At 70.7% G+C, this 13,197-nt stretch carries 7 protein-coding genes and 1 tRNA gene; 2 read left to right on the forward strand and 6 right to left on the reverse strand.

The annotated features are described in order from the left end of the window. Positions 1 to 759 (reverse strand): M16 family metallopeptidase (locus tag G4D87_RS04435; RefSeq protein ID WP_163779279.1); only part of this gene is annotated, 759 nt, incomplete at its 3' end. Positions 760 to 863: 104 nt separating this feature from the next. Beyond that, positions 864 to 1,409: a hypothetical protein gene (locus tag G4D87_RS04440; RefSeq protein ID WP_176410478.1), complete on the reverse strand. Its 546-nt coding sequence runs from the start codon at positions 1,407 to 1,409 to the stop codon at positions 864 to 866. 226 nt (positions 1,410 to 1,635) lie between these two features. Here G4D87_RS04440 and G4D87_RS04445 point away from each other — a divergent pair, with 226 nt between their 5' ends. Continuing rightward, a complete protein-coding gene (locus G4D87_RS04445; RefSeq protein ID WP_240358005.1) occupies positions 1,636 to 5,472 on the forward strand; it encodes a DEAD/DEAH box helicase family protein in 3,837 nt (1,278 codons plus the stop codon). A gap of 43 nt (positions 5,473 to 5,515) precedes the next feature. On the opposite strand, the gene G4D87_RS04450 is transcribed toward G4D87_RS04445, so the two are convergent. From G4D87_RS04450 to G4D87_RS04460, 3 genes are all read right to left on the reverse strand, one after another. After that, a complete protein-coding gene (locus G4D87_RS04450; protein ID WP_163779283.1) occupies positions 5,516 to 9,388 on the reverse strand; it encodes a DEAD/DEAH box helicase in 3,873 nt (1,290 codons plus the stop codon). A 208-nt stretch (positions 9,389 to 9,596) separates the two neighbouring features. Next, positions 9,597 to 9,669: transfer RNA gene (locus G4D87_RS04455), tRNA-Phe, on the reverse strand. An 88-nt stretch (positions 9,670 to 9,757) separates the two neighbouring features. Continuing rightward, complete coding sequence (locus G4D87_RS04460) at positions 9,758 to 10,552, reverse strand: sigma-70 family RNA polymerase sigma factor (protein WP_205507419.1); 795 nt, start codon at positions 10,550 to 10,552, stop codon at positions 9,758 to 9,760. A gap of 117 nt (positions 10,553 to 10,669) precedes the next feature. Here G4D87_RS04460 and nhaR point away from each other — a divergent pair, with 117 nt between their 5' ends. Continuing rightward, a complete protein-coding gene (nhaR, locus tag G4D87_RS04465) occupies positions 10,670 to 11,569 on the forward strand; it encodes a transcriptional activator NhaR (protein WP_163779286.1) in 900 nt (299 codons plus the stop codon). Between the two features lie 17 nt (positions 11,570 to 11,586). On the opposite strand, the gene G4D87_RS04470 is transcribed toward nhaR, so the two are convergent. Next, positions 11,587 to 13,185, reverse strand: coding sequence for an amidohydrolase (locus G4D87_RS04470; protein ID WP_163779288.1), 1,599 nt, complete (start codon positions 13,183 to 13,185; stop codon positions 11,587 to 11,589). Positions 13,186 to 13,197 lie beyond the last annotated feature (12 nt).

The raw sequence follows: 13,197 nt of genomic DNA on the forward strand, positions 1-13,197 counted from the left end.
GGGGATGGGCCCCAGGTGCTTCTCCGCGAGCGCGAAGATTTCGGCGGGCGTCACGGCGCCGGTGAAGACGAGCGTGGCGTTGTTGGGGGCGTAGTACGTCTTGTAGTAGCGCTGCAGGTCCTCGATGCGCCACGACTCGATGTCGGACGGCCAGCCGATGACGGGGAACTGGTACGGGTGCGCCACGAAGGCGGTGGCCTGCACCTGCTCCATCAGGGCGCCCATGTTGTCGTTGTCGATGGCGGAGCGGCGCTCCGAGTACACGACGCCGCGCTCGGACTCGGTGACCTTGGGGTCGATGGCCAGGTGCTGGAGCCGGTCGGCCTCGAGGTCGAAGATGACGTCGAGCGCGGAGCGCGGGAACCAGTCCATGTAGACGGTGACGTCCTCGGAGGTGAAGGCGTTGTTCGCGCCGCCGTTGGCCTCCATGACGCGGTCGAACTCACCGGGGCCGTACTTCTTCGCGCCGTTGAACATCATGTGCTCGAAGAAGTGGGACAGGCCGGTGATACCGGGGTACTCGTTCCGGCTGCCGACGCGGAACCAGTTGTAGAGGACGACACTGGGAATGTCGTGGTTGGGCCAGACGATGACCTTGAGCCCGTTCTTGAGGGTGCGGGACTCGATGCCGGCGCCGAGCCTGGGCGCGGCGGCCACGGCGGCCTTCGCCACCGGCTTGCCGCTCTGCGTCTGCGCGCAGGCCACGGGGCCGGAGAGCAGGGCCAGACACGAGGTCCAGAGTAACGACTGACGGAACATCCGTGCTCCTGTCGGAAGAACGCCCGGGAACGGGCGGCGGGGCACGATATTCCAGGTGCCACCCTCCTGGGTTGACCAGGAGGGCGGTGGGGCTGACGGACGCCTCAGGCGCCGAGCACGCCGCGGAGCACTTCCTGGAAGTAGTTGATGCTGCCGGTGTGCGTCTGGAAGTGCCTGGCGGACTGGTGGAGGCGGTGGATGACGGCCTCGAACTCCGCCTGGCTGACGTCGCGCAGGGACATGTAGAGGCGGACGGCGCCCTGGAGGTGGGAGAAGAGCGGGTTGCGGTCGGTGCCGTCGGGGCGGCGCAGGAGGTGGCGGTAGAGCCGCTCGAACTCCTGGTCCGTCTCGGTGTTGCGCACGGCGCGGCAGTAGCCGGCGGCGGTGGCCTCGATGAGGAGGAAGAAGGCCTGGTACTCGTCCGGGGGCGCCTTGGCGAAGCTAGGGGGCTTCACGTCGCCTACGAAGAGCTGGGAGATGGGCTTGAGCGTCACGTGGGCCAGCTGCTCGCCCGCGCGAATCTGGACGCGCTCCCCCACCGGACGCACGTGCTTGCCGTCCTCGCCCCACTCCACCGCCACGTACAGGCGCTCGGGCTGATCCACCTTCACGCCCGCCTTCTCGAGCTCCGCCACTGCGTTCGCGTCCATCTTGATTCGCTCCTCCGGCGCCCTCTCTACCCTGCTCCGGGCAGCCCGTGCACCCGGCATCGTGGGGCAGCGTCTGGAAGGAGGAGAAATGCGGGCACCTTTCTCGTGTCCCGGAATTACTGGTATGCCACGAAACACCAACGACCATTGCCACGCCAGCAAGAACAGGCCCCTGTGCCGCAAGTGCTACGGGATGCTCAGGTAGCCTTCAGCGCCCCCCGTGACGATGACTTCCCCGTTTCTCTCCATCCCTGAAGCGCAGTGGGTCGCGGCCAACACGTTCGCTTTCGCCATCCGGGATGGCTTCCCGGTGAGCCCGGGACACACGCTGGTGATTTCCCGGCGGCGGGTCGCGACCTGGTTCGACGCCACGGCCGAGGAACAGCGCGCCCTCTTCGAACTGGTGGACGAGGTGAAACGCGGTTTGGATGCCGAGCTGCATCCAGACGGCTACAACATCGGTATCAACGTGGGCGCGGCGGCCGGCCAGACGGTGCCCCACCTGCATGTGCACGTCATCCCTCGCTTCCAGGGAGACATGGACGACCCGCGCGGCGGAGTCCGGCACGTCATTCCAGACAAAGGCAACTACCTCGCCGGGCGAAACAAGCCCCTGGCCACGGGTGGCCTCGACGACCCGTTCCTGCACCACCTGGAGCCGCTGTTCGCGGAGGCGGTGGAGATTTCAGTCCTGGCGGCCTTCGTGCAGGACAGCGGACTGGAGCTGCTGCGCGAGTCCGTGGAAGCAGCGCTCACCCGGGGCGCGACGGTCCGCATCCTCACGGGTGACTATCTCGCCATCACCCAGGCGGAGGCGCTTCGACGGCTGCTCGACTGGATGGAAGAGGATGCCGCGCTCCAGGAGGAACCCGGCCGTGGCCGCTTCGAAGCGCGCGTCGTGGAGGTGGAGAAGCTCCGCCTCGCGTCCTTCCACCCGAAGTCCTGGCGCTTCCTGGGCACTGGACTCGCGGTGGCCTATGTCGGTTCGAGCAACATCTCACGCGCCGCCTTGAAGACAGGCATCGAGTGGAACCTGCGTGTCGAGCGGGACCGGGACCCGCGGGCCTGGAACGAGGTGGTGGACGCCTTCGAGGGCTGGTGGAGCCGCGCCTCCCCCTTGGACGCGAGCTGGGTCGAACAATACGCCCGCCGTGCACGGGCGACACGGCAGCCCCTCCTGGCAGGTGAGGCGGAACCAGAGCCCCCCTTGCCCCGTCGCGAACCGCACAGCTTGCAGCGACAGGCGCTCGATGCGCTCGCGCGCGGCCGGAGAGAGGGACGACAACGTGCGCTTGTGGTCCTCGCGACGGGCCTGGGGAAGACCCTGCTCGCGGCGCTCGACGTGGAACAGTTCAGCCAGGAGCGAGGGCGGACAAGCCGCGTGCTGTTCCTCGCGCACCGGGAAGAGCTCCTCGTCCAGGCAGCGGAGACGTTCCGTCGCCAGCAGCCTCACCTCCGCTTCGGCTGGTACGTGGGTCAACGCGCGCAGTTCGCGGGCGACGTGGTCTTCGCCTCGGTGCAGAAGCTCTCACGGCCGCAAGAGCTTCAGGCGCTCCGCCTCGCGGACGCGTTCGACTACGTCATCGTGGACGAGGTCCACCACGCCACGGCGGCGAGCTACCGGTCCATCCTCGCCTGCATGGAGCCCACGTTCCTGCTCGGGCTCACGGCGACACCGGAGCGCGCCGACGAGGGCGACGTGCTCGGCCTCTTCGATGACCACCTCGCCTGGCGCTCGGACCTGGGAGAAGGCATCCAGGAGGGGCTGCTCGCGCCGTTCGAGTACTTCGGGCTCAAGGACACGGTGCCCTACGAGAACATCCCCTGGAAGAACCGCCGCTTCGACGTGGCGCTGCTGACCCAGGCGGTTGAGACGGAAGCACGCATGCAGACGTTGTGGCGTGCGTGGCAGAAGCACCCCGCCAGCCGCACGCTCGTGTTCTGCTGCTCCATCTCCCACGCCCACTTCGTCCGGCAGTGGCTGGAAGGCCAGGGGATTCGCGCCGTGGCCGTCCACGCCGGGGCGGGCTCGGCGGACCGTGCCCAGTCGCTGCGCCAGCTCGCCAATGGCACGCTGGACGCCATCTGCGCCGTGGACCTGTTCAACGAAGGCGTCGACGTCCCGAGCATCGACCGCGTGGTGATGCTGCGCCCCACGGAGTCCCCCGTGGTGTTCCTCCAGCAGCTCGGGCGAGGCCTGCGGAAGTCCGAGGGAAAAGAGCGGGTCATCCTCATCGACTTCGTCGGGAATCACCGGCTGTTTCTCGACCGGCTCCGAACCCTGCTGGCCTTGGGAAAGGCTCCGGTCTCCCTGCGTGACTTTCTCACCTCGGACCGGCAACCCGAGCTGCCTGCTGGCTGCACCGTGGAAGTGGAGCTCGAAGCCAAGGAGCTGCTCCAGCACTTCCTCTCTGGAGGGGGCCAGGAGGTCGAGCGCGTCTACCGCGAGCTGCGCGACGCACGGGGGCTGCGGCCCACCCTGGGAGAGCTCTACCGGCGTGGGTACTCCCCCGCGACGCTGCGCAAGGCGCACCCGGGCTGGTTCGATTTCGTGAAGTCGGAGGGCGACCTGACCGACGGCGAGGCTCGGACGCTCGACGAAGGCCGCGACTGGTTCAAGGAGCTCGAGCTCACGAACCTGCGCCAGTGCTTCAAGATGGTCGTGCTGGAAGCGCTGCTCGAAGCCGGAGCCCTGCAACAGGGCATGCCGCTGTCCGAGCTTGCCCGGCGAAGCCTGGCCATCCTCCAGCGCTCCCCCGAGTTGCTCCGGGACCTCGAAGCGGTCAAGGCGCTGGGCGACCCACGCCGCCCGAACCCCGCCCGGTTCCTCACCTACTGGAAGTCGAACCCCATCGAGGCGTGGACGAAGGGCGGGAGGTGGTTCCGCGTCGAGGAAGAGCGGTTCATCCCTCGCCTCCCCATGGCTCCATCGGCCCCGGAGTCCTTCGAGGCCATGACTCGCGAGCTGGTGGACTACCGGCTCGCACAGTACCGGCGTCGCCAACAGGCACAGGCGCAAGACACCGCCTTTGATGCGAGGGTCATCTCGAACAGCCGGGGCCCCATCCTCAAGCTCCCGGAGCGGAGCGCGCGCCCGGACCTGCCCCTGGGAACGACAACGGTCCGGCTCGACGATGGAGCGCGCTGGCACTTCGACTTCGTGAAGATTGCCGTCAACGTCGCGCGACCCGATGGCGCGAAACAGAATCAACTGCCGGACCTCTTGCGGCGCTGGTTTGGCCCCACGGCGGGAATTCCGGGCACGGCCTTCCGCGTCCGGCTCACGCTCGGACCGGAAGGGTGGAGCGCGGCCCCGGTTCAGGCCGAGCCGAGTCCCCTCGCGCCCTGGGGAACACTGGTCGCATTTCCCAGCCTGCGCGCGGCCGCGGGCGCCGTGGAGCAATCCCTCTCAATCCACCCGGCCCCGGAGGCGGCGAGGGTCCGGCTTCCGAGCCGAGCCCAAGGGGATGGTCTGTTCGCGGTGCGCGCCGCTGGTGATTCCATGGACGGAGGAGCGCACCCCATTCGCGATGGGGACTGGCTGGTGATGCGCGACGCGAAAGCCGCGGGGGCAGGGCCCCTGGAGGGGCGGGTGGCCCTCGTCCAGGTCCCCGACCCCATCACAGGCTTCCGCTACCAGGTGAAGCGGCTCGTCCGCCAAGACGGGCAATGGCTGCTCCGCTCGGACAATCCCCTGCGTAATTCCTATCAGGCTGACGAAGCGGCTTCCCCCATCGCGCTGGTCGTCGAAGTCATCCCGCCTGAACGGCTGGCGCCTCCGCCGGGGACGACGCTCACGGAGGAGCAGCTCAGCGCCCACTTCGGGTTGAGCACGGCGCCCAGAACAGGGCGCCATGAAGGCCACCTGCTCCTGTTCGTCAAGGACGCGCAAGCCTTCACCGCCCCCGGCCGCCTGGCATTGCGCGTTCCAGACCGCCACCCCAGTGAAACAGCCTTCGTGTTCACGCAAGACACCGCGTCCGGTGGCTGGACCTACCAGGGAGCCGCTGTCTGGCGAGACGATGAAGACCGGTGGGCCCTGGAGCCCTCCAGGTCCGGGTGAGCCTCCGTCCAGGCTCAAAAGGGTCCGCCCAGGGCACACCCCCTCACGCATTCCCAGCCGCGCCGAAGCGCAGCAGCGCCAGCAACTGCTCGGGAGAAAGCGCGGCGCCCCCGTCCGCCCCGGAGAGGAGGCTGTCGGCCAGCTCGCGCTTCTCCGCGTGGAGCGCGAGGATGGCCTCCTCCAGGGTCCCCTCGGAGACGAGCCGGGACACGGTGACGGGGCGCGTCTGACCGATGCGGTGCGCCCGGTCCGTGGCCTGGTCCTCCACCGCGGGGTTCCACCAGGGGTCCAGGTGGATGACATGGTCCGCGGCGGTGAGGTTGAGGCCCGTGCCGCCCGCCTTCAGTGAGATGAGGAACAAGTCACCCTGCCCCCCCTGGAAGGCCTCCACGCGAGCCTGCCGCTCCGCCGGCGGTGTCTGCCCATCCAGGTACTGCATGGACACGCCTCGTGCCGCCAGCGCCTCGCGCGCCAGCGCCAGGTGCTTCACGAACTGGCTGAAGACGAGCGCCCGGCCCCCCGAGGCGCGCACCGTGTCCACCAGCTCCAGCAGCCGCTCCAGCTTGGAGGACGGCAAGACTGAGTCCTCGTCGACGAGCCGCGGGTGGCACGCGGCCAGCCGCAGCCGGGTGAGCGCGGCCAGGAGCGCGAAGCGAGCGTCCATCCCTGGCGCCTCCCCGACCTGCGCCAGCGCGGCCAGCCGCACGTCGTCGTAGAGCCGGCGCTCGCCCGCGCTCAGGGCCACGGAGACCACCGTCTCGATTCGCGCGGGCAGCTCGCGCGCCACCTCGCCCTTGGTGCGGCGCAGGAGGAAGGGCCGGACCACCCGCGCCAGCGAGTCCCGGGCCCCCGCATCCCTGTCCCGCTCGATGGGGACGGCGAAGCGTGAACGAAAGGACTCGCGACTGCCCAGCAGCCCCGGGAACAGCAGCGCGTAGAGGCTCCAGAGCTCCGACAGGCGGTTCTCCACGGGCGTGCCCGTCAGCGCGACGCGCGCGCCGGCCTTCACGGCGCGCAGGGCGCGGGCGCGCGCGGTGTCCGGGTTCTTCACCGCCTGGGCCTCGTCCACCACCAGGGTGGCGAAGGACACATCCGCGAAGCGCTTCGCGTCCTTGACCAGCAGGCCGTAGCTGGCGACGAGCACGTCCCCGGGCCCCAGCGCCTCCAGCAGCGCCTCGCGCTCCGACTCGCGGTAGGAGTGGATGCGCAGCGAGGGGGCGAAGCGCGCCGCCTCGCGCGCCCAGTTGAAGCAGACGGAGGTGGGCGCCACCACCAGCGCCGGTCCCTCGGCCGCGCGGTGCAGCAAGAGCGCGAGCGCCTGGAGCGTCTTCCCCAGCCCCATGTCATCCGCGAGGCACGCGCCACCGCCCCATGAGGCCAGCCGCGCCATCCACACGAAGCCCTCTCGCTGGTAGTCCCGCAGTCCGGCCTTCAACTTCCGGGGCACCGCCACCTTCGACGCCTGCGCCTCCCGGATGCGGGTGGCCAGCTTGCGCCAGTCCGGTGGGGCCTGCACCCGCGCGCCCGCCTCCACCAGTCCGTCCAGCACGGGCGCGGCCGCCGTGCTCACCTCCAGCCCGTTGCGCGTGGGGAAGGTCAGGGCCGCCAGGGGCGCGAGCCGCTCGCGCAGCGAATCGGTGAGGCGCATCCAACGCCCCGGCCCAAGCCGGACGTAGCGGCTGCGGCGGCGCACGGCCTCCAGCAGCACCGCCAGCGCCACGCGCTCGCCGTCCACCTTCAGCTCTCCCTCCACGCCGAACCAGTCCTGCCCGCTCCCCACCCGCACCCGCAGCGCCGACGCGTCGGGCGTGCTGGACACCCGCCAGGGCTGCTGCTGCGCCCACTCCACCCGCACCCCTTCCCCGTCGTCCAGGGGCGCCAGCGCCTCCAGCAAGGCCAGGCTGGACGCCACATCCCCCCGCGTGAAGCGGAGGGCGCCGTGAGGCAGCCCCAGGCGCTCGAGCAGGACGGCGGCCTCGGCGCGCTCCGCCTCCAGGTTCCGCGATACTCGGACGCGCTGGCGGCCACGCACCCCGCGCACCACGGGCGCGCCTTCTCCAGGCACGAGCAGCGGCCCCTCCCGGAGCGGCCGGGCCAGCACCGTGCCCTCCAGCGCCTCCTCGCCCACGGGCCGGAGCCGGACCCACAGGCCCCGCTCGGGCTCGACCTCCGCCCCTTCCATCGACGACGGCAGCGTCAACGGCACGCGGGCCTCCAGCCCGGACAGCCGCGTCAGCAGGTCGCCCCGCGCGGAGGCTGGGAGCCGCGCCCCCGTCTCGCGCAATGTCGCGAGCAGCTCACCGGCTTCAGGCGCCACGGCGAGCAGGGTGACGCGCGGCACCTCCCGCTCCAACAGCAGCCACGGCTGGGACGTCCTCGCCGCGGACGTGGGCGGATGCAGGTCCCCCACCTGGACAGCGGCGCCTTCGACGGCGGGGCGCACGCGCAGCGTCCCGTCGTCCTGCTCCTCGAAGAGGAAGCCCAGCGGAGCCTCGCGGACCTGGAGTGGCACGTCGGGACGCTCCGCCAGGTGCAGCCGCGCGCTATGGGTCAACGCCCGCAGCGCCTGGAGCAGCAGCACCCAATGCCCCTCTTCCGCGGACGGATTGAAGCTGAATCCCGAGGACGCCAACGAGGCGCTCGCCTCCACCAAGGCCAGCGCCTCGCGCTCGCCGGAGGCGGTGAGCAGGGCGAGCGCCGCCGGCCGGTCCCTCCAGCCCAGCTGGGTCCCCTTGGAGAGCTTCCCCGTCTTCGTCGGCCGGTGCAGCCAGGCGCGGAGCGTGAAGGCGAGAGAGGTGCCTTGCTCCAGACGGAAGCTCACCTGTGACTCGGGCGCGAGCGCGTCTTCGGCGGGCGTCGCGAGCGAAGCGGCCTCCAGCCTCTCGAGGATGTACTGCCCGGGGACGTCATAGAGCAGCTCCGCCAGCCGGGCGTTGCGCGGCGCCGCGGCTTTCTCGCCGAGCGAGTCCAGCACCGCGTCCAGCGCCGTGAGCGCGTGCACGCAGCCCCCGTCGGCGTTCCGGGCACACCGACAGCGGACCCCCGCCCCGCCATCCAGCAGCGCATGGGGCTCCACGATGACGCCCTGGAAGTGCGCATCGGAGAGCAGGGGGTGGGCTGGCAACGCGCCCGTCTCCGACACGAGCAGCCGCGCGGGGCGCTCCCGGAGGAGGATGGCCGGTGGGACCTCCAAGACGCGAGGAGGCACCCGCGCGCGGAGGCGCTCACGCTCCTGGACGAGCGCCTCCATCAGCGGCTTCAGCCGGGCCTCCGTGGGCGGCGGTCGCGGCGCGGCGTCCTGCTCCCGCTCCAAGCCTTGGCGCACCCGCTCCGCTTCCCTGCACACATGGCCCCAGGCCGCGTCCTCCAGCAGGGCCCGGTGATGGGCATTGAGGTAGCCCCGGGCGACCTCGGTCCCCAGGATGGACCCCACGGAGGTGTTCGACAGGTGCTGAAGGGCCCCATGCCGCCGGAGGGCATCCGGCAGGTGGGAGCCGAGCACGCTGATGGGGTCCAGCCCCGCGTGAGCCACCTGGTGCGCCTCCATCCAGGCACGAAGCGCGGCGCTGGTGTCGGGACGTCCGGTGACAGGCGCCTCGTCCGACTGGCGCAGCCAGGCGAGCCCCACGGCCACGAGGTGCTTGCAGAACGACAGCGCCAGGAAGTCGGCGCACTCGCAGGAGAAGACGTCCCCTTCGCCGCTCGCCGAGAGTCGGACCGAGTACGGCGCCTGGCGCCCCACGGCGACAGTCCCCTCGACGACCGCCCCTCGTGTCTGGACGGACAGCACCCGCTTCCGGGCGAGCACGTCCTTGCCCTGTTCGTAGAGGTCCTCACCCGCCTCCTCACGGAGCAGGGCATCCGTCAGCCACCGCCCCAGCGTGGAGCGGGCATTCCCCGAAGCCACTTCAAGCATCCGCGCTCTTTATCCCCACCCACCAGGTCGTTCCCGTGTCATTTCCACTCCCGCGGCTGGACGCAACCTGGGGCCGCGCGGCGCACCTGTCCAGACGCCCACGAACGCGAGCGTGGCTTGGATAAACGGCGGGTCTGCGAGCAAGCGCGGCGCCGGAAACGACAAAGGCCCCTGGACTTTGGGTCCAGAGGCCTTCATGTCCGCTGAGTGCCCAGGGGCGGAATCGAACCACCGACACGGGGATTTTCAATCCCCTGCTCTACCGACTGAGCTACCTGGGCGTAAGGGGCACCGCGCGGAACGGCGCCTTCATAGCGAGCCCCTCCCTCCTCCGTCAACAGCATTCTCCGCCACCCGGGCGGGCAGGCGTCAGGCCGCCAGGGACATCGCCTCCCCGTCCCAGGACGTGAGACCGGCCGTCAGCCTGTGGCGCAGCTTCACCCGCAGGCCCTGTTCGATCTGCCGGATGCGCACCGCCGTCACCCCGAAGCGGCGCGCCAGCAGCTCCGCGCTCACCCCGTCCTCCGCCAGCATCCGCTCCTCCACCAGCGCGCGCTCCCGGGCGTCCAGCTCCGGCCAGGCCTCATCCACGCTCGCCCGGAGCCGCCGCGCCCACTTCGCCCGGTCCACCAGGTCCTCCTGCGAGTCCGCGTCCGCCATCAGCCCCTCCAGCCGCGTGGCCTCCGAGTCCGGCGACACCGGCGCGTCCAGCGACACGTCCCGCGACAGCGCCTCCATGGCGCGGGCCACCTCGTCCTCCCGCTTCCCCAGGGCCTCGGCCAGGCGCTTCTCCACCTCCGGGTGGCCCTCTCCCCACCGGGCCTCCAGTCGCGCCCGCTCCCGCCGGAGCTGGAACACCACCCACGGCGCCCGGCCGCCCGCCATGCTCCAGTTGCGGCCCACGTAGGCGCGGATGCGCGCACGAATCCACTGGTTCGCATAGGCCGCGAACGGCACCCCGCGCTCCTCGAACCGCCCTGCCGCCTCCATCAACCCGACGTTGCCCTCCGCCACGAGCTCGTCCATCGGCAGGCCGGTCCACCGGTATTTCCACGCCAACCGCCGCACCAATTCCAGGTGCCCACGGACGCGCGCTTCAACGACCTCGGCCGCAACCACGAGCTCAGGGGATTCAAAGGACACGTTCAGGCTGATGGTTTCCATGGACCTCCTCCGGTTGGACGCGCCCACACGACGGCGCGACGCAGAGGAAATTAAAGGCCCAGGCTCCATAAGAAAATTAGGTAGTTTAACGGTGATACTTCGGCTATCTCTATGGATATGAGCTGGCTCAACTACCACCATCTCCTGTACTTCTGGACGGTTGCGAGGGCGGGCAGCATCGCCAAGGCGGGCGAGGAGCTGCACCTGGCGCAGCCCACCATCAGCAGCCAGCTCAAGCTCCTGGAGGAGTCGCTGGGCCACAAGCTGTTCGAGCGCCAGGGCCGCAAGCTGGTGCTCACCGACGTGGGCCGCACGGTGATGCGCTACGCGGACGAAATCTTCCGCCTGGGCAACGAGCTGAAGAACGTCGTCTCCGGCCTGCCGCCCGGACAACAGCTGCGGCTCAACGTCGGCGTGCTCGACGTCATCCCCAAGCTGGTGGCCGAGCAGCTCCTCAAGCCCGCGCTCGAAGCGGGCCCATCCCTGCGCATCATCTGTCGCGAAGGCCCTCTGCCGCAGTTGCTCGCCTCACTGGCCCTGCATGAGCTGGATGTGGTGCTCGCGGACGCGCCCAGCTCGGAGCCAGTGAGCGTGCGCTCGTTCAATCACTTGCTCGGCAAGTGCGGCGTGTCCTTCTTCGCGGCCGGGAAGCTGCTCGAGCTCAAGGAGAACTTCCCTCAGTCGTTGGACGGCGCGCCCGTGCTGCTGCCGTCGGACGAGTCCTCCGCGCGGCGCTCCATGGACCTGTGGTTCGAGCGCAAGGGCCTGCGCCCCGTCATCGCGGGGGACTTCGATGACAGCGCGCTGCTCCAGGCCTTCGGCCAGCGCGGGCACGGCGTCTTCGCCATGCCCAGCGCCATCGAGGCGGAGGTGGAGCGGCAGTTCAACTGCTCCGTCATCGGGCGCACCGACGAAATCGAGACCTGCTTCTACGCCATCACCGTCGAGCGGAAGATTCGCCACCCCGCCGTCGTCACCATCGCCGAGGCGGCGCGCTCGCACATCTTCAGCGAGTGAGCCGGGAGGCGCCGCGCTCAAGCCACGGACGGCGCGCGGTACACCTCCGCGCCAGCGACCACGGTGGCGAGGACTTGCGCCTTCACCAGCGCCGAGGCGGGCCCCTCCAGCGGGTCTTCCGACAGGGCCACGAAGTCGGCGTCCAGCCCTGGGGCCAGCCTGCCGCGCCGGGCTTCGTCGAAGGACGCCCAGGCAGGCCCGGTGGTGAAGCCCTCCAGCGCCTCGCGCGCCGTCAGCCGCTCCTCCGGCATCCACCCGGCCTCGGGCCAGCCCGCCGCGTCCTGCCGCGTGCGCGCCGCGTACAGTCCCGCCAGCACGTCCGGATTCTCGATGGGGAAGTCACTGCCCAGCGCCAGGTGCGCGCCCGCGTCGCGCAGGCTGCGCCAGGCATAGGCGCCCTTCAGCCGCTCGCGGCCCAACCGCGACTCCGCCCACGGCATGTCGCTGGTCGCATGGGTGGGCTGCACGCTCGCCACCAGCCCGGCGGCCCCCAGGCGGAGGATGTCCTCGCGCCGGAGAATCTGCGCGTGCTCCACGCGGTGCCGCAGCGCCTGCGTGCCCGTCTCCGCGGCGCCGCGCAGCAGCACGTCCAGCACCAAGGTATTGGCACGGTCTCCAATGGCGTGGATGCACACCTGGAAGCCCCGGGACATGAAGGCCTGGGCGCGTGAGGCGAGCTCCTCGGGTGGCAGCAGCAGCAGGCCGCGCTGGCCTGGCTCGTCGCAGTAGTCCTCATGCAGCGCGGCGCCGCGGCTGCCCAGCGCGCCGTCTGCCAGGAACTTCACCGAGCGCATCGCCAGCATCCGCCCCTGCCACGGGCCCTGCTCGAGGTATGCGTGCCGCTCGTCGCCCTGGCCCGCCGCCATCGCGTAGACGCGCAGCGGCAACGTGCCCGCGGCGTCCCACGCCTGGAGCACGCGAAAGGCCTCCCGCTCCATGCCCGCGTCGTGCACGCCGGTCAGCCCCACCTGCGCGCAACGCATCAACGCGGCCCGCAGCCGTGTCTCCAGTTGCGCGGTGGAAGGCGGAGGCATCGCGGCGGCGACCACGTCCATGGCGTTGTCCACCAGCATGCCCGTGGGCTCGCCGTGCGCGTCCTTGAGGATGCGGCCTCCCTCCGGGTCCGGCGTGTCGCGGGTGATGCCAGCGCGCCGCAGGGCCTCGCCATTCACCCAGGCCGCGTGGTGGTCCACCCGGGTGAGGAACACGGGCGTCGAGGGGAAGCGCGCGTCCAGCTCCTCGCGGCCCGGGAAGGCGCCACCGGACCACTCGTTCTGGTCCCAGCCTCTTCCCAGCAGCCAGTCTCCCTGGAAGCTGGACGCGGGCGCCTCGGTCAGCCGGCGAAGGGCCTCATCGACCGAGCCCGCCTTCTCCAACCGCACCGTCGTCAGGCTCCGGCCCAGCCCGTGGATGTGCGCGTGCGCGTCCACGAGGCCCGGCACCACGGTGGCGGCGCCCAGGTCCACAAGACGCGCATTCGGGCCGGCGGCGGCCTCCGCTTCTTCGCGAGTCCCCACGGCCAGCAGCCGCCCATCCCGCACCGCCAGCGCCTGGGCCCGTGGCCGCGCCGCATCCAACGTCCACACCCGCTCCGCCAGGTAGACTGTCGTCCGCACCGTGACTCCTTC

The organism is Myxococcus vastator, from assembly GCF_010894475.1.
Taxonomy (GTDB): Bacteria; Myxococcota; Myxococcia; order Myxococcales; family Myxococcaceae; genus Myxococcus; species Myxococcus vastator.